Here is a 16,696-nt window from a genome sequence, read left to right as displayed (position 1 = left end):
GGGATCCTCCTTTATCCTTTAACGGAGCCACCGGTCAGGCCAGCCACGATGTATTTCTGGGCGGCGAGAAAGAAGATAACCGCCGGAATGATGGTCAAGGTCACGAAGGCCAGAATCATGTTCCACTGGGTCAGGTATTCGCCTTGGAACTGCATCATGCCCAGCGGCCAGGTGTAGATAGAGCGGTCGTTGAGCACCACTAACGGCAGCAGGAAGTTATTCCAGCTCTGCACAAACACAAACACGCCCACGGTGGCCAGAATGGGAGTCGAGAGGGGCAGCGTGAACGACCAGAAAAAGCGCAGATAGCTGCACCCATCCACGTAGGCCGCTTCAAACAGCTCTTTGGGCAGTTGGTCGAAGAAGGCCTTAAACAGCAGGATCGCCAGCGACAAACCAAACGCCGTCTGGGGCAGAATCACCGCCCAGTAGGTATCCAGCAGGCCCAAATCGCGCACCTTGATAAACAGCGGCAGAATGGCCGCCGCGAAGGGAAACATCAGCCCCAGCAGTAGGTAGGAGAGGATCATCTTGGCGCCGAAAAAGCGTATCTGCGAAAACACGTAAGCCGCAGCGGCCCCCACCACCAGGGTTAAGAACACCGTCATTAGCGAGATGAAAAACGAGTTCCCCAAGTAGCGCCAGAAATTGCCATCCAGCAGGATGCCGATGTAATTGTCGGCAGCCCAACTGTCGGGCAGCCACAGCGGATTGGTACGCAGCTCGGCATTGCCCTTAAAGCCACCGAAGAACGCCGCCAGTAGCGGGCCAATCACAATACTGGCCACCACAATCAGGACGATCACCCGCAGCGTGTTTCGGGTAGTGATACTTTTCATGCCTTACTCCCCTTGGACGTGGTGCGTTGGTAGAAGAAGGCGATCCCGATAGCGAGCACGAACAGCACCACCGCAGCGGCGCTACCGAAGCCAATATTGAGCCGTGAGAGGCCGAAGCTGTAGAGGTAAGTGACGATGGTATGGGTCGAGTTGGACGGGCCACCGTTGGTCATGGGAATAATAATGTCGAAGATCTGTAGCGAGCCGATAATGGCAAAGAAACCACTGACGACGAGGGCGTGCTTAATCAGTGGGATTTGCACAAAGAGAGCGACTTGCCTGGGTTTTGCCCCTTCCAGCTTGGCAGCCTCGACAAGATCCTTGGGCACGCCCTGCAGGGCGGCAATATAGATCATCATATGGAAGCCAAAGTACTTCCAAACGATCACCGTCATAATCGCGGGGAACGCCCACTGGTGATCGGCCAGCACATACACCGACTCCTGCCCCATGGCATGCAGCAGCGAGCTGGTAATGCCGTAGTCACCGTCAAAAACAAAGCTCCAGATAAGCCCGGCGGCCACTTCGGCCAGGATATAGGGCAGGAAAAACACCAGCCTAAACAGGGTATTGGTGGGCGTTTTACGGTACACCAACAGCGCCAGCCCCAGCGCCAGGGGCATCTGGATCAGTAGCGAGACCAGAATAAGCTTGGCGGTATTCCACAGCGCGGTATGAAACACCGAGTGATCCAGCAGGCGTTGATAATTTTGCGCGCCGACAAAGTCACTGGGCGCGCCATAGCCATTCCAGGAAAAGCCACTGTAATAAACAGCATCCGCGAGCGGCAGAATGACAAACAGCGAAAACAGAATTAACGCCGGCGGCAGCAGGATCAGCAGCGCGGTGAATTTTCCGCTCACCAAGCCTTTCTTCACCCGGTCGGCATTTCCTCTTCGCGGCACGGTCGTTCGGTCAAGCGTGGTCATAGCAAACTCCGAGGCAGAGCAGAAAGAGCACGAACGCCTCGTTCGTGCTCGCCTAAGTACGGATCATCTAAATTGCCAGGTTTCTTCGACCCGCTCGGCGGCCTCTTCTGGAGTAATAACGCCTTGCGCCAAGTCACCGCTGATATCGTTAATCGTCGCGCCAACGGAAGTGCCCAGCGCTTGATCCAGAAACACCTGATGGAACTCAGACTCATCAAGAATTTCTGCAACCCGGCGGGCATAAGGGGTTTCAAGCGCTTCGGCGGAGCCCTCGGCGACTGGCACAAAGATTCCCGTCGCCGCCGCTTTACGCTGATTCTCCGCATTGAGTAGAAAGCGCAGGAACTCTACCGCTTCATCGGGCGCGTCACGGGTGACTGCAAAACCGTTCATGCCGCCAAAACTTTGCGCGTTGCCCTCACCACCAGCGACTTCGGGAAAAGGAATAAACCGCAAGTCGTCATCCGGAACACCGTCACCGCTCACCGAGCGCTGTTTGGAAGGGAGGTAGTCCCAGTCACCCATCACGTGAAAGGCAGCTTCCCCATCGCCAAACATGCCGCTGGCGCGCTCGTAGGAAGTAGCCATAAAGCCTGGCTGGAAAGGGTCAAGCTCAACCAGCGACTGCAGCATCTCGCCAGCGCGTACAAAGGGCTCGCCGTTAAAGCCACCGTTGTCACCGCTTTTGGCCGCTTCGATGCCCTCACCACCGGCTAGGCGGGTGACTAAAGAGCCCCAATAAAAGTGCAGCGGCCAGCCATCCTGACCACCGACTACCAGCGGGGTTATGCCCTCTTCCCGCAGCGCCACCACGGCGCTTTCAAAATCCTCCCAGGTCTTGATCGCTTCTGCATCGACCCCCGCTTGCTCAGTCAGCGCGGTGTTCGCCCAGATACCCACAACTGTGGCGTAGAGCGGCGCGCCATAGACCCGATCATCCAGGGTGAAGGCGCGCACCGCTGACGCGGGGTAGATATCCTGCCAGCCATCGCGCATCGGCTCGGTCAAGTCGCGCACAAAGCCCGCATCCACCTGATCGCGCAGCCCTTCGCCGCCCCAGGTGTAATAGATATCCGGGCGCTGGCTGGACTGCAGCATGGTGGGCAGGCGCGTTTTGTAAGCCTCGTTGGCAAGGTATTCAAACTCGACATTAATCTCGGGGTTTTGCGCCTCAAATGCGGCGACTACTTCATCGTAGTAGCGCTTTTCAGCGCTACTGCTCTCAACCCTTAACACTGTCACCGTGGTGTCAGCCGCGGCGGCGACTGAACCCAAGGCAGCAGCAACTGCAACGGCGAGTGCTAAATGACGCGGGCGTGAACAGGGCGCGTTGTAGTTGTTAGCTACCTGCATGATATTCTCCTAATATTATTTAAAAGTAAGCGGACTCAGGCCCATCCGGCATCCACCGCCAACTCCTGGCCGGTGATGGCCTGGCTTTCAGAACTGGCTAAAAACAGCACGGCGGGGGCGATATGCTGGGCTTCCAAGCGTATTTTTAGGCACTGGCGTTGTTGAATGGCGACTTCGTCCTCGGGACTAATCCATTTTTCGAGCTGGCGTTCGGTCATCACCGAACCGGGTACCAGGGTATTTACGCGGATGTTGTACTCACCCAGCTCCCGGGCCAGGCTGCGGGTCAGGCCGTGGGCCGCCGCTTTGGCGGTGACATAAGCGGGTAACCCACCCAGCGCCATCTGCACGCTGACAGAGCCAAAATTGATAATCGATCCCCCGCCTGCCTCGATCATCTGTTCAGCCGCCGCCTGGGCGGCAAAAAACATCGGCCGCAGGTTGAGCGACATACGTTCGTCCCAATAGGCCACATCCACCTCCCGCCAGTCGTGTCGGTCGTCGCTGGCGGCGTTGTTGACCAGCGTATGAATAGGCCCGACGTTTTGGCCGGTCTCGGCGATAACCCGCTGCAGGCTGGCCACATCGCGAATATCGCAGTGGTGATACAGCGGCGCCTTGCCGGTTTCGGCGCTCAATTCAGCGACCAGCGCCTCGCTGGCGGCGTCGTTGATATCGACAAACACCACCCGCGCGCCCTGATGATGAAAGGCACGGGTAAGCGCGGCACCAATGCCGCTGCCACCGCCGGTAATAAAGACCACACGCTGCTCAAGGCTTACATAGCGCGCTGAATGCTGATTCATAGGGTTTCCCACCTCTCTCTTTTGCGTGTTTGAACAGTGCTCTAGACATCCACCCACTGCCCACCGGCAGCGGATGAAGCCAGCGCGCGGGTGATAAACCTCAGGCCGTCAACGCCGTCAGCCACCCCCGGCGTGGGCGCGGCCAGCGCATCAACGTTTCCAGCGTTTTGATGGGCGCAGATTTGCACCGCGAAATCGCGGTAGAGCTGGGCAAAGGCTTCGAGATAGCCTTCCGGATGTCCCGCAGGAATGCGCGCTGCTGCCATCGCAGCTTCACCTAGGCCCGGTCCATTGCGGGTTAAAATCCGCGGCGGCTCGCCCAGCGGCGAATGCACCAATTGGTTGGGGGATTCCTGGCGCCAAGAGAGACCACCCTGGCTGCCGTAAACACGTAGCTGCAGGCCGTTTTCGTTACCCGGTGCAACTTGGCTCGACCACAGCATGCCCCGTGCACCGCCTTTGAAGCGCAGCAGCATATGCACGTTGTCATCCAGCACACGGCCGTCCACAAAGGTGTGCATATCGGCGGCGAGTGATTCGAGCTCCAACCCGGTCACATAGCGCGCCAGGTGGTAAGCGTGGGTGCCGATATCGCCCAAACAGCCCGCCGGGCCGCTGCGTTTGGGGTCGGTGCGCCACTCGGCCTGCTTCACACCGCTCTCTTCCAGCCGGGTGGAGAGCCAGTCCTGTGGATACTCCACCTGCACCACGCGCAGTTCTCCAAGCTCGCCGTTGGCCACCATTTCTCGCGCCTGACGGATCAGCGAATAGCCGGAGTAGTTGTGGGTTAAGCCGAAAAACAGTCCCGTGCGCTCCACCAGTTCGGAAAGGGTTTGCGCCTCTTCCAGGGTGATCGTCATCGGCTTATCGCAGATCACGTGAAAGCCCGCTTCAAGAAAGGTGCGCGCTACGTCGAAATGGACATGATTGGGGGTCACAATGGCGACCACATCGATGGCATCCGACCGCTTGCGCTCCGCTTCAGCCATGGTTTGGTAATCGGGGTAGGCGCGGTCATCATCGACGTGTAGTTCCGCCGCGGCGGCTCGGCTGCGCTCGGGGTCAGAAGCAAAGGCCCCGGCCACCAGCTCAAAATGGTCATCCAGCCGGGCGGCGATGCGGTGTACCCCGCCGATAAACGCGCCCTGGCCGCCGCCCACCATGCCCAGGCGGAGCCGACGCGGGGTGTCGTGTTGAGTGCTCATAGCGTATTGCCCTCCCCTTGCGTGAAATTAGTTGCGTCTTAAATCGTTAAAGGCCCAGGATGCGTCGATTGGCTGCCACGTCAGAGCCACCGTCGGCAAAGTCGTCAAATGCCCGCTCGGTGACTTCAATAATGTGGTCGCGGATAAAGGTCGCACCTTCACGGGCGCCGACTTCCGGGTGTTTCAGGCAGCACTCCCACTCCAGTACCGCCCAGCCGTGGTAGTCGTTGGCCGCCATCCACGAGAAGATCGACTTAAAGTCGATTTGGCCATCGCCAAGCGAGCGGAAGCGTCCGGCGCGCTCGGTCCACGACTGATAGCCCGAGTAAACGCCCTGCTTGGGGCTGGGATTAAACTCGGCGTCTTTAACGTGGAACATCTGAATATGCTCGCGATAGACGTCCAGAAAACCGCGGTAGTCGAGCTGCTGCAGAATCAGGTGGCTGGGGTCGTAAAGAATGTGGCAGCGGGGGTGGTGGCCAACCCGCTCAAGAAACATCTCGAAGGTGATGCCGTCGTGGAGGTCTTCGCCGGGATGAATCTCGTAGCAGAGATTTACCCCCGCTTCGTCAAAGGCGTCCAGAATCGGCCGCCAGCGTTTGGCCAGTTCGTCAAACGCGGTGTCGATCAAGCCCGCCGGGCGCTGGGGCCAGGGGTAGATAAACGGCCACGCCAGCGACCCGGAAAAGGTGCCGTGATCGGTAAGGCCCAGGTTTCGCGACGCCTTGGCCGCCAGCTTGAGCTGATCCACCGCCCACTCCTGGCGTGCCTTGGGGTTACCGCGCACCTCAGGAACCGCGAAGCCATCGAACATCTCGTCGTAAACCGGATGCACCGCGACTAACTGGCCCTGCAGATGGGTGGAGAGTTCGGTAAGCGCCAAGCCGTGTTTTGCCAGGGTGCCTTTAATCTCATCGCAATACGTGGTGCTCTCGGCGGCGCGCTTTAGATCGATCATGCGCGCATCCCAACTGGGAATCTGCACACCTTTATACCCTAACCACGACGCCCAGGCGGCGATACTATCGAGGCTATTAAAAGGGGCTTCATCACCGGCGAACTGGGCGAGAAAGAGCGCTGGCCCTTTGATTGTGTTCATAGGACTCTCTCACTATTGTTTTGATTAAGTGTGTATAGGCACGGGTGGGGGTGGTGCTTGTACCCGCGCCTATCGACCCGTATTTGCGATCAGAACGGCGAGTCGGGGAAGTAGTACTGCTCGGCGTTCTCTTGGGTGATCAGCGGCGAGCCCAGAATGTACTCGCCCAGCACCGGGCCATTGGAGACAAAGTGCTGCACGGTCAGATCCATGGCAGTGGCGATCATGGCGGGCGGATACAACACGTCTACCGGCACCAGCTCGTCACCGTCCATGACCCGTTTGATGATGTCCTTCATACCCGCACCGCCAACGATAAACAGCTCATCTTCGCGATCCGCTTGGCGCACCGCCTCGATGACCCCTAGAGCGATATCGTCATCCTGTGCCCACACGGCATCGATCTTGTCGAAGCGCGATAAATAGTCCTGCATGACCTCAAAGCCATCGTCGCGATTCCAGTTGGCGTGCTGCATATCGAGAATATTAACGTTGGAGCCTTCGATGGCCTCTTCAAACCCCTGCACGCGCTCGTCGTCGATTACAGTCGGAATACCGCGTAGCACGACAATATCGCCTTCGTCGTCGAGCTGTTCACGAATGTACTCGCCGGAAACGCGGCCTAACTCATAGTTGTTGCCCGCTACATAGAGATCCTGGATACCCTCTTCCGTCAGACCACGATCCACCACCGTCACAAACACACCGGCGTCTTTAACGCGCCGCACCGGATCGGTCAGCGGGCCAGACTCAAACGGCAGCACCACCAACGCATCGATATTGCGCAGCGATACCAGGTCTTCCAGATCATTGGCCTGCTCACCGGCTGTACCCGCGGTGGAGATGGTGATTTCGATATCGGGATAGAGCGCTTCAAGACGTTTTTTGGCCTCCTCGGCGTGGTAGTTAACCCCACCCGTCCAGCCATGGGTGGCCGCAGGGATCGAAACCCCGATAGTGAACTCCTGAGCAACAGCGGCGCTTGAAAACCCTACTGCTGTCGTGAGTGCTGCCGTGGCGGCAAAAGTCGCCACTGCTGTTTTGATGGTTGGCATGTTAATGCTCCTTTCGTGTTTGTATTTGTTATGTTGCCGTCGCTTGTATGGGTTGATTACTACCCTTTCTTCCGTTCTTGTCTTCCGTTCTGGCCTCCTTTACCCCTATGGCGCTGTTTTCCTCCATGAGGCGCGCTGCAAGTAGACCGCCACAATGATGATGATCCCCTGCACCGTTCCGTTGAGATAATTAGAAATGGCATCGGTCAAATTGAGAATATTGCCGATCATGGTGAGCATGATGGCGCCCACCACCGTGCCCCAGATGCGCCCATGGCCACCCTTTAGCATGGTGCCGCCGATGATCACCGCGGCAATTGCCTCCAACTCCCAGAGCACCCCGGTAGCCCCTGATGCAGAGCCCAGCCGGGGCACATAGATAATCGTTGCCAAAGCCACGCACACGCCTTGCAGCATGTAGGTCATGGTCTTGATGCGGTCGACGTGAATGGCGCTGTATTCGGCGACTTTTTCATTGGATCCGATGGCAAAGCAGTAGCGTCCGAAGCGGGTGTAGTTAAGCAGGATGTAGCCAATAACGGCGACCGCCAGAAACACCCAGACCGGAATGGTGATGCCCAGAAAGCTGCCGTAATAGACCGGCCGATAGATATCGCGCACCGCCCAATCCAGCGTTAGGGTGCCGCCATCGGCCAGATAAGTGACCAGAGAGCGGTAAATCCCCATGGTGCCCAGGGTGACGATAAAGGCTTCGATTTTGCCTTTGGTGGTGACCATGCCGTTGATAAAGCCAGCGCACAGCCCGAGCAGCAGTGAGGCGCCCACGCCGAACAGCACGGTGGTCAGCCCCGCGCCAAATTGCTCGACAAGACTGTTCATCAGAATGATCATCACCCCGGCGATAAAGGCCGCCATCGCCCCTACCGAAAGATCCAACCCACCGGCGGTAATCACAAAGGTAGCGCCGATGGCGATAATGCCGATAAAGGCGCTGCGGGTGAGCATATTCGAGAGGTTATCCAGCCCCAAAAAGGCCGGGTTGATCAGCACCCCCAGTAGCGCCAGAACCAGCAGTGCGATGAAAGGCCCCCAGGTTTTGAGGTCTATGGAGAAACCCTTTTGCTGGGTGGTTGTGGTAGCTGCTTTATTAGTCGTTTTGTTATTAGCCATAACGCTGCTCATCGACCCCTACTCCCTTAATGCCAGATGCGTACTGCATGATTTCGTGCTCATTAATCTGCTCGCCTTCAAGCACCCCAGTGAGTACGCCTGCGCACATCACCGCTACCCGGTGGGAAAGCCCAATCAGCTCGCCCATCTCTGAAGAGATCAAGATGACCGAGCAGCCCGTTTCGGTTAATTCATGGATAAAGTGATAGATCTGGTGCTTGGTACCCACATCGATACCCCGGGTCGGCTCGTTGATAATCACGACTTCAGGGTCGATGGACATTACCTTAGCGAGCAGCAGCTTCTGCTGGTTGCCGCCGGAGAGCTCGGCGGCAGTGCGTGCCGCCGTACGCAGGCGGATATCAAAACGCTGAATGGCCTGCTGGTAGGCTTGCTCTTCGCGGCGGCGGTCAATCAGCGGGTGACAGTGAGCGCGTAAATTGAGCAGGGTAACGTTGGAGCGCAGATCCATATTGAGCACCAGACCTTTGCCTTTACGGTCTTCCGTTAAGTAGGCAATCCGCTGGTGCACCGCATCGCGCAAATTTTTCAACACCACCGGCTGGCCGTTGCGTAGCACTTGACCTGCACTTTTACCCCGCAGACCCAGCACTGCTTCGATCAGCGCAGTGCGACCGGCGCCCACGATGCCGCCAAACCCCAATACTTCGCCCCGGCGCAGGGTAAAGCTGGCCTGCTTGACCGCGCCAGGCACCACCATGTCCCGCGCTTCCAGCACCACCGGCGCATTGGCCGCCAAATGCGTACGCGGCGGGTACATCTCGTGAATTTCCCGGCCCACCATCAGCCGTGCCAGCTCCTCTTTGCTGCGCCCGGCCATTGGGCCGCTGTCTACCAAGTGGCCGTCGCGCAGTACCGTCACGCGGTCGGCGATCTGCTCAATTTCGCGCAGCTTGTGGGAGATATACAGAATCGCCACGCCCCGCTGACGCAGGCGGGCAATCAGCTCGAACAGTACCTTTACTTCGTTTTCGGTCAGGGTGGCGGTGGGCTCATCCATAATCAGCACGCGCACATCGCGGGTAATCGCCTTGGCAATTTCCACCATCTGCTGATCAGAGGTGCTTAAGTCCTTCACTCTTGCGCGGGGGTCAACGTGGGTTTCAAGCTCCTCCAGCGCCGCCCGGCTTTGTTCCCGCATGGCACGACGATCCAAAAACGGCCCACGGCGCAGTTCGCGGCCCAAGAAGATGTTCTCTTCCGCACTCAGTTGTTCTGCCAACGCCAGCTCCTGGTGGATCATGACCACACCGTCGGCCTCTGCCTCGCCGCTGGAGCGGTAGCGCTGTTGCTTACCGTCGAGTAACACCTCGCCCGAGGTAGGACGAAGATACCCAGCAAGGATTTTAACCAGGGTCGATTTACCGGCGCCGTTCTCACCCAGCAGAGCGTGTACTTCCCCCGCCTGCAGGTCGAGATCAACGTCGAATAGCACTTGGTTTTCGCCAAACGAGCGGCACAGCTTGCGCGCTGATAACAGCATGGGGCCACCTGATAATGTCTGTTGTTATTGTGTTGGGGGCTTATCAGCATCGATTGCGTTAGCATGATGCTTGATTTACTTTAGGCGCTAAAATAAATACTTGCATATGCAACTTAGGTCGTATTTTGACAATCGCGCTAACGCCCCAGGATGTGTGCGCTAGACAATTGGCATGACAGCCTTTTTCAACACGAACTATAACGGCGACCCTATGGCCCTTCCGTCGACTGATACCAGCCGCCTCGACAACACCCTGGCGGTAATCCGCACTCTGCGTGACCAAGGACCGGTGGCACGCATCGACCTGGGGGCACTCAATGGCATTAGCTCTGCCACCGTCACCTCGATCAGCGCCGAGTTACTCCAGCAGGGGTTGATCACTGAACGCCCACCCGAAGCCCCCCGTCCTAGCGGGCGTGGTCGACCAAAAACCTTGATTGAACTCGACCCCAACGCCGCCTGTGTGGTGTGCATCAAGCTGTCGATCAATGAGATCCAACTGGTGGTGGGCGATTTTTCGGGGCAGGTACGCCACAGCGAGCACCACGCGGTGCCCACCTTGTCGTTGAGTGCCGACGACCTGGAAACGCTGCTGGAAGACAAGATCAGCGCTGTCTGCGCGCTGCTGCTAAAGGGCTTTCAACGCCTGGCAGGGATCTGTTTGGCGGTGCAGGGCGTGGTGTCGTCGCAAAGCGGTACGATTATCTGGTCTCCCGCGTTGAGCTTTCGTAACGCACCGATATCGGCGCGATTAGCGGAACGATTTCACTGCAGCGTGCTGCTCGAGAACGATGCCAACTGTATTGCCAGCGTGCTCGCAGCACAGCCCGCCTACGCTGACTGCCCCAACCTGGTGGTCATTATGTTGGGCTACGGCATCGGCATGTCGGTGTTGATTAACGGCGTGCCTTATCTCGGCGCCAACGGCTCCGCGGCCGAGTTTGGGCATAGCAAATATCAGCCCGATGGCGCCCTTTGCGCCTGCGGGCGGCGGGGTTGTATCGAAGCCTACGCCAGCGACTACGCACTCTATCGCGCCGCCGCCGACCATCTAGAGCTCCCCTCCGGCGACAGCGCACACCCCTCCGAGCAGCAGATGCAAGCGCTAACCCAGCTGGCGTTACAAGGCGACCCGGTAGCTCAGGGAATCTACGCCGAGGCGGGTCGCGCCTTGGGCGTCGGTATCGCTAATGTGCTGGCACTGTTCAACCCCGACCTGGTGCTGATTACCGGCTCCGGCGTGCGCGGCTTTGACGCCATACAGGGTGCCATGTACAGCACCCTTGATGAAGCTTTGGTGGCTGAACTGAAGGGCACCACCCGCATCGAAAGCTGTGCCTGGGATCGCGACATGACCTGCATGGGCGGTATCGCCATGGCGCTGAATGCCACCGATGGCGAGACGCTGTTAAATAGCCAAACTACTAGAGAGGCCTAAGCGGGTTGTTAGGTTAGTGTTTATATACAACCCTGTTTCAGACTCACCTTATTTCTCCCCGAAGAAATAAGGTAGATGAGGTTGCCACTCAAGGTTCACCAAATACAGGAAAGCCGTCAGTCCCCCACGTAATAGGTGTCACAAAGGTGTGGCGGTTAGGATTCCAAAGCGGGTCACCTTCGATGACGCGAGAAAGCCGAGCGTGGTAAATTAACAGATCAGTTTCACCATCCTCAGCTACCGTAAAGCTGTTATGCCCGGGCCCGTAGATGCCTTTATCGTAGTCGCTTTGCATGACGGGATCAGGACTTTTTGTCCAGCTTGAAGGGTTGAGCAGATCCGCCCCTTCATCAGCATGCAGTAGCCCCATGCAGTAGTTTTCATCCGTGGCGCTGGCCGAATAGCTAAGCCAGACACGGCCGTGGCGGACGATAACCGCTGGTCCCTCGTTGACCATGAAGCCACGCACTTCCCAGTCATACTCGGGGATACTCAGCCGCACGGGCGGAGTGGCTATATGCAAGGGATCCTTCATTGCAGCGATATACAGGTTGGTATTACCGGGGATAGCAGGGTCTTTCTGGGCCCAGACGTAATAGAGTGTATTGCGATGCTCAAAAGTGGTCGCGTCCAGGCAGAAGCTATCGATATCGGTTTTGATCTGTACTGGATCACTCCATTCCGCTTCTAGCGGGTTCGACGCCGAGGTGCTGATCGCGTACATGCGGTGTTGGAAAAGCGCATCTTTTGTTTCACGGGTTGGCGCTGCGGCGAAGTAGAGGTACCACGCACCTTGATTAAAGTGTATTTCAGGCGCCCAAATGAGTTCGCTAAGAGGCCCTGTATCGGGTTTATGCCATACCGCTACAGCCTCGGCATCGGTTAATCCCTGAATAGTTTTCGAGCGGCGTAACTCAAGACGATCATAGTCAGGCACGGAAGCAGTAAAGTAGTAAAATCCATCGTCATGCTTATAGATAAACGGGTCAGCACGCTGCTCGATTAACATATTTGATGGCTGCATATTAACGCTCCCAGGCTTTAGTTGAAGGCAACTCGGGTAACTCCATGCCATTACGCAGCATATTTTCGTAGTACTCGCTGGTAATCCGATACTTGAACATGAAAGCTCCCATTAATGTGTGAAACAAACCGGGAATAACGGTCAGCATTAAAGCAATACCCGTCAAGGTAAAAGCACTCTGCTCGACATCCGGCTGGTAATTGAAATAGGTCAATAACATACCCACCAGGAAGCCGGCTGCCCCCATTCCTGCTTTCTGAAAGAATGAAATCCCGCCAAACGCCAATCCTGAAACTCGCTTGCCTGACTTGGCCTCGCCGTAGTCCACCGACTCTGCGATAGCCGACCAGAAAACCGGGGCGTGGAGGTCTACCACAAACGATATGAGGAAATAGAAAATAAAGGCAAGAACCACATCGCCGGGTTTAACGATCAGGAACATGGCAACACTCAGAACCCCCACCGCGACCTGGCTCCAGCGGAATAGCTGGATCTTGCAGTAGCGTTTGGTGATCCAGGTAGATGCCACCATAGCAAGAATGGCGGCGCTTACCCCTACGGTTAGAAACGCCGACAGCATGGTGGCGTCTGCGCCCAAATAGTACTTGGCATAATAGGCCGCCACAGAGCTTCGAACGACATACCCCAGAGTTCCGGTAAAACACACGGCGCACAGAACAACCCACTGATCATTTTTCCATACTGTGCGAATTTGCTCGCCTAATGACTTTTTGTCGATGACATGTTCTACACGCTCTTCTGTAGTGAAAAAGCAGAATAAAAATAGTAGCGTGGCTAGCACCCCCATTAAGCCCATAGCCGCTTGATACCCCACCGCTAAATCGCCACCGCCCCACTGCTCTGCCATTTTGGGAACAATAATGGTCACTAAAAAAGCTGCTATTTTGGCGAAAAACAAGCGGTAGCCATTAGCAGAAAGGCGCTCTTTTGGATCCGGTGTCAGCACGCCAATTAACGATATATAAGGGATCGTCACGGCGGTGAACATTAACGTTACAAAAATGTAGGTTGAGTAAGCCCACACCAGTTTGGCGTTATAATCCCAATCGGGCGTGGTAAATAGCAACAGCACCGATACCCCAAAGGGAATAGAAAAAATCAGGAAATAGGGGCGATAGCGCCCCCAGCGAGTACGATATTTGTCGGTCACAATCCCCATTAAAGGGTCAGTTACCGCATCAATTAACCGAGCCACAAGAAATAAAATGCCCATGTGGCTCGGTTTAAGACCATAAATATCGGTATAGAAATAAGAAATAATTAAAAACATCGAAGAGATGACAACGTTAATTGCCATATCTCCACTGCCAAAACCAACCTTTTCTAAATAGGTGAGCTTATTTTTTTGCATTGTAGGCACCACTTATCTCGACGATAACACCCGCTAAAATCTAGCCAACCCGCCAAGGTTGGATGCAGAACATAACGGCCTTGTTGATTTGATTGAACTCAGAGCTTATTGCCGTGAAATCTCAATGCGAGTGGCGCGGCACATCAGCGCCCCGGCAGCCGACTAGAAAGTCAAAATCACAGCCTTCATCGGCTTGCAGCACCCGCTCGATATACAGCTGGCGGTAGCCGCCCTGGCTGGCGATCAGCGTTGAGGCGGCGGTGGGGTCGCTTTCGGCTAGGCGCGAGGCCAGTTCTTCATCGCTGATCTCCAGGTGCAGTCGGCCGCTTTCGCAGTCAAGTTCGATCCAATCGCCGTTGCGTACCGCCGCCAGCGGGCCGCCCGCCGCGGCTTCCGGGGCGACGTGCAGTACCACGGTGCCGTAGGCGGTGCCGCTCATGCGGGCATCAGAGATGCGCACCATATCGGTGATGCCCTGGGCGAGAATCTTGGGCGGTAGGCCCATATTGCCGACTTCCGCCATGCCGTGATAACCCCGCGGGCCACAGTGCTTCATGACCAGGATGTCGTTGGCTTCCACGTCCAAATCTGGGTCGTTGATACGTGCTTTATAGTCGTCAAAGTCTTCAAACACTACCGCGCGGCCGCGGTGCTGCATCAGTTCGGCGGTCGCCGCCGAGGGCTTGAGCACCGCACCGTTGGGGGCCAGGTTGCCGCGCACCACGCAGATGCCACCATCGGCGGTAAGCGGATTGTCCAGCGGCCGTATCACTTCGTCGTTATACAGCGGGGCGTTTTGGACGTTCTCCCAAAGTGTTTTGCCGTTGACGGTTAACGCATCCTTAAACGGCAGACGATCCGCCTCGCCCAGACGTCTAAGCACAGCAGGCAGACCACCGGCGTAGTAGAACTCCTCCATCAAAAAGCGCCCAGAGGGCTGCAGGTCGACCACGGTGGGCGTGCCGCGCCCGACCCGGCTCCAGTCGTCCAGGGTGAGATCCACACCGATGCGACCGGCAATCGCCTTGAGGTGAATCACCGCATTAGTAGAGCCGCCAATCGCCGCATTGGTGCGGATGGCATTGTCGAAAGCTTCCTTGGTGAGGATTTTGGACAGCCGCAGGTCTTCGTTAACCATCTCGACGATGCGGTTGCCGGAGAGATGCGCCAGCACATAACGGCGGGAATCGACTGCCGGAATCGCCGCATTGTGGGGCAGCGAAGTGCCCAGGGATTCGGCCATACAGGCCATGGTGGAGGCGGTACCCATAGTGTTGCAGGTACCCGCCGAGCGCGACATACCCGCCTCGGCGGCCATAAAGTCGTGGAGGGATATTTCCCCCGCCTTGACCTGCTCGGAGAGCTTCCACACCACGGTGCCAGAACCGATATCCTTGCCCTTGTGCTTGCCGTTGAGCATCGGTCCGCCGGTGACCACGATGGTGGGAATATCGCAGCTGGCCGCGCCCATCAGCAGCGCCGGGGTGGTTTTGTCGCAGCCCACCAGCAGTACCACCGCATCAATCGGGTTGCCGCGAATCGCCTCTTCCACGTCCATGCTGGCCAGATTGCGGGTAAACATGGCGGTGGGCCGCAGGTTGGATTCGCCGTTGGAGAACACCGGAAACTCGACCGGGTAGCCACCCGCTTCCAGCACGCCCTGCTTGACGTGCTCCGCCAGCTTACGAAAGTGGGCATTGCAGGGCGTCAGCTCCGACCAAGTATTGCAGATACCGATAATCGGCTTGCCCTGGAACTCATGGTCGGGGATGCCCTGATTTTTCATCCAGCTGCGGTACATAAAACCGTTCTTATCGGCGGTGCCGAACCACTCGGCAGAGCGTAGAGGCGACTTGCGATCAGACATGGGAATCTCTCCGTAAAAAATCGGTGAAAAAGATCGTGGTACAAAAGTAATCGAGAAGTGGTGTTAGGCCCGCTGACGGCGGGTATGCTTCCAGCGGTCAAACATCACCGCCAACAGCAGAATCGCGCCACGCACCAGGTACTGATAGAAGGTAGGCACGTTAAGCAGCCCCATGGCGTTCTGAACGCAGCCCATGATCAATACGCCGACCACGACGCCGGTAATCGTGGCGACACCGCCGGATAGCGCCACGCCACCCAGCACGCAGGCGGAAATAACCGCCAGCTCCAGACCCATGGAAGTATTGGGATCGCCCAGCCCCATGCGCGATGCCAGCAACACACCGACCACACCCGCGACGACGCCCTGGAGGCCGAAAACAATAATTTTCAGGCGGCGGACGTTAACCCCCGCCAGCGCGGCGGCTTCGGCGTTACCGCCGGTAGCTAGCACGTTGCGGCCAAAGGCGGTCATGTTGAGGATTACCCCAAAGATCACAAAGCAGGCCAGCATGGTCCATACCGGCAGCGTCAAGCCCAGAAAGGAGGCGCTGCCCAGCTCAAAGAAGCCCGGCACGGTAATCATCACGGCGTCGCCGCCGGAGGTGATATAGGCCAACCCACGAACAAACTCCATGGCCGCCAGGGTCGCAATTAGCGCGTTAATACCGAATCTAGCAATCACTATTCCATTGAAAACACCTACAGCGCCCCCGGCGACAACCCCACCGATTACGCCGATAAACACGCTACCCGTGCTGGAGGTCACCACCGCGGCGACCACACCCGCAAAAGCCACCGTAGAGGCCACTGAGAGATCCACCTCGCCCAGCGCCAATACCAGCATCATGGTGGCGGCGAGACTGCCAATCAGGGTGATCGAGAGCAGTAGCCCGACCATATTGCGCCCGGTCAGAAACCCGGGAATAAATATCGCCAGGGCGATAAACAGCAGTAAAAAAATCGCAATCATGCCTGACGTATCGAGTAGGGTACGCAGCGGTTTGGCAAGCCCCTGGCGCCCCTTGGGGCGTGCAGGTGCATCCCCTTGGGTTACATTGTTAGTTGTCATGAT

Annotated in this window: 14 protein-coding genes; 1 reads left to right on the top strand and 13 read right to left on the bottom strand. The window is 57.2% G+C overall.

Translation table 11 applies throughout. The features are described from left to right. Window positions 1-11: 11 nt before the first annotated feature. The 9 genes from QT231_RS05070 to QT231_RS05030 all read right to left on the bottom strand — a co-directional run bounded on the left by QT231_RS05070 (window position 12) and on the right by QT231_RS05030 (window position 9,921). The gene (locus QT231_RS05070; RefSeq protein WP_064235193.1) at window positions 12-839 is read right to left on the bottom strand and encodes a carbohydrate ABC transporter permease; all 828 of its coding nucleotides are present in this window, start codon (window positions 837-839) and stop codon (window positions 12-14) included. Further along, entirely contained in the window at window positions 836-1,768 is a 933-nt protein-coding gene (locus tag QT231_RS05065; protein ID WP_308335831.1) for a sugar ABC transporter permease, read from the bottom strand. Before QT231_RS05065 ends, QT231_RS05070 begins: the two co-directional genes overlap by 4 nt. A gap of 63 nt (window positions 1,769-1,831) precedes the next feature. Continuing rightward, window positions 1,832-3,121 carry an extracellular solute-binding protein gene (locus QT231_RS05060; RefSeq protein WP_308335830.1) on the bottom strand — a complete coding sequence of 430 codons (1,290 nt, stop codon included), beginning with the start codon at window positions 3,119-3,121 and terminating at the stop codon, window positions 1,832-1,834. 35 nt (window positions 3,122-3,156) lie between these two features. Beyond that, on the bottom strand, window positions 3,157-3,927 hold the full coding sequence (locus QT231_RS05055; RefSeq protein ID WP_308335829.1) for an SDR family oxidoreductase: 771 nt from the start codon (window positions 3,925-3,927) through the stop codon (window positions 3,157-3,159). A 41-nt stretch (window positions 3,928-3,968) separates the two neighbouring features. Continuing rightward, a complete protein-coding gene (locus tag QT231_RS05050; protein WP_308335828.1) occupies window positions 3,969-5,132 on the bottom strand; it encodes a Gfo/Idh/MocA family oxidoreductase in 1,164 nt (387 codons plus the stop codon). A gap of 46 nt (window positions 5,133-5,178) precedes the next feature. Then, window positions 5,179-6,231 carry a sugar phosphate isomerase/epimerase gene (locus QT231_RS05045; protein ID WP_308335827.1) on the bottom strand — a complete coding sequence of 351 codons (1,053 nt, stop codon included), beginning with the start codon at window positions 6,229-6,231 and terminating at the stop codon, window positions 5,179-5,181. A gap of 89 nt (window positions 6,232-6,320) precedes the next feature. Then, window positions 6,321-7,286, bottom strand: a complete 966-nt coding sequence (locus tag QT231_RS05040; RefSeq protein ID WP_308335826.1) for an ABC transporter substrate-binding protein — start codon at window positions 7,284-7,286, stop codon at window positions 6,321-6,323. 105 nt (window positions 7,287-7,391) lie between these two features. Then, window positions 7,392-8,417, bottom strand: coding sequence for an ABC transporter permease (locus QT231_RS05035; RefSeq protein WP_240488238.1), 1,026 nt, complete (start codon window positions 8,415-8,417; stop codon window positions 7,392-7,394). Then, window positions 8,410-9,921 (bottom strand): sugar ABC transporter ATP-binding protein, encoded by a 1,512-nt coding sequence (locus QT231_RS05030; protein ID WP_308335825.1) that lies wholly within the window; start codon window positions 9,919-9,921, stop codon window positions 8,410-8,412. The genes QT231_RS05035 and QT231_RS05030 overlap by 8 nt, the downstream gene beginning before the upstream one ends. A 211-nt stretch (window positions 9,922-10,132) precedes the next feature. On the opposite strand from QT231_RS05030, the gene QT231_RS05025 reads away from it, so the two are divergent. Further along, on the top strand, window positions 10,133-11,359 hold the full coding sequence (locus QT231_RS05025) for an ROK family transcriptional regulator (protein ID WP_308335824.1): 1,227 nt from the start codon (window positions 10,133-10,135) through the stop codon (window positions 11,357-11,359). 88 nt (window positions 11,360-11,447) lie between these two features. On the opposite strand, the gene QT231_RS05020 is transcribed toward QT231_RS05025, so the two are convergent. The 4 genes from QT231_RS05020 to araH all read right to left on the bottom strand — a co-directional run bounded on the left by QT231_RS05020 (window position 11,448) and on the right by araH (window position 16,693). Next, entirely contained in the window at window positions 11,448-12,383 is a 936-nt protein-coding gene (locus QT231_RS05020; RefSeq protein WP_308335823.1) for a glycoside hydrolase family 43 protein, read from the bottom strand. 1 nt (window position 12,384) lies between these two features. After that, the gene (locus tag QT231_RS05015; RefSeq protein WP_308335822.1) at window positions 12,385-13,755 is read right to left on the bottom strand and encodes an MFS transporter; all 1,371 of its coding nucleotides are present in this window, start codon (window positions 13,753-13,755) and stop codon (window positions 12,385-12,387) included. 121 nt (window positions 13,756-13,876) lie between these two features. Further along, entirely contained in the window at window positions 13,877-15,622 is a 1,746-nt protein-coding gene (locus QT231_RS05010; RefSeq protein WP_308335821.1) for an IlvD/Edd family dehydratase, read from the bottom strand. Between the two features lie 63 nt (window positions 15,623-15,685). Then, window positions 15,686-16,693 carry an L-arabinose ABC transporter permease AraH gene (araH, locus tag QT231_RS05005; protein WP_308335820.1) on the bottom strand — a complete coding sequence of 336 codons (1,008 nt, stop codon included), beginning with the start codon at window positions 16,691-16,693 and terminating at the stop codon, window positions 15,686-15,688. Window positions 16,694-16,696: the final 3 nt, after the last annotated feature.

The organism is Halomonas sp. SpR1, from assembly GCF_031010175.1.
Taxonomy (GTDB): Bacteria; Pseudomonadota; Gammaproteobacteria; order Pseudomonadales; family Halomonadaceae; genus Vreelandella.
This window is presented reverse-complemented; position numbering and strand designations above follow the sequence as displayed.

Bases quoted from the DNA above. Each gene is read 5' to 3' on its own strand.
- QT231_RS05045 (WP_308335827.1), bottom strand. From the start codon at position 6,231: ATGAACACAATCAAAGGGCCAGCGCTCTTTCTCGCCCAGTTCGCCGGT.
- QT231_RS05035 (WP_240488238.1), bottom strand. From the start codon at position 8,417: ATGGCTAATAACAAAACGACTAATAAAGCAGCTACCACAACCACCCAG.
- QT231_RS05065 (WP_308335831.1), bottom strand. From the start codon at position 1,768: ATGACCACGCTTGACCGAACGACCGTGCCGCGAAGAGGAAATGCCGAC.
- araH (WP_308335820.1), bottom strand. From the start codon at position 16,693: ATGACAACTAACAATGTAACCCAAGGGGATGCACCTGCACGCCCCAAG.
- QT231_RS05020 (WP_308335823.1), bottom strand. From the start codon at position 12,383: ATGCAGCCATCAAATATGTTAATCGAGCAGCGTGCTGACCCGTTTATC.
- QT231_RS05030 (WP_308335825.1), bottom strand. From the start codon at position 9,921: ATGCTGTTATCAGCGCGCAAGCTGTGCCGCTCGTTTGGCGAAAACCAA.
- QT231_RS05015 (WP_308335822.1), bottom strand. From the start codon at position 13,755: ATGCAAAAAAATAAGCTCACCTATTTAGAAAAGGTTGGTTTTGGCAGT.
- QT231_RS05010 (WP_308335821.1), bottom strand. From the start codon at position 15,622: ATGTCTGATCGCAAGTCGCCTCTACGCTCTGCCGAGTGGTTCGGCACC.
- QT231_RS05060 (WP_308335830.1), bottom strand. From the start codon at position 3,121: ATGCAGGTAGCTAACAACTACAACGCGCCCTGTTCACGCCCGCGTCAT.
- QT231_RS05050 (WP_308335828.1), bottom strand. From the start codon at position 5,132: ATGAGCACTCAACACGACACCCCGCGTCGGCTCCGCCTGGGCATGGTG.
- QT231_RS05040 (WP_308335826.1), bottom strand. From the start codon at position 7,286: ATGCCAACCATCAAAACAGCAGTGGCGACTTTTGCCGCCACGGCAGCA.
- QT231_RS05055 (WP_308335829.1), bottom strand. From the start codon at position 3,927: ATGAATCAGCATTCAGCGCGCTATGTAAGCCTTGAGCAGCGTGTGGTC.
- QT231_RS05025 (WP_308335824.1), top strand. From the start codon at position 10,133: ATGGCCCTTCCGTCGACTGATACCAGCCGCCTCGACAACACCCTGGCG.
- QT231_RS05070 (WP_064235193.1), bottom strand. From the start codon at position 839: ATGAAAAGTATCACTACCCGAAACACGCTGCGGGTGATCGTCCTGATT.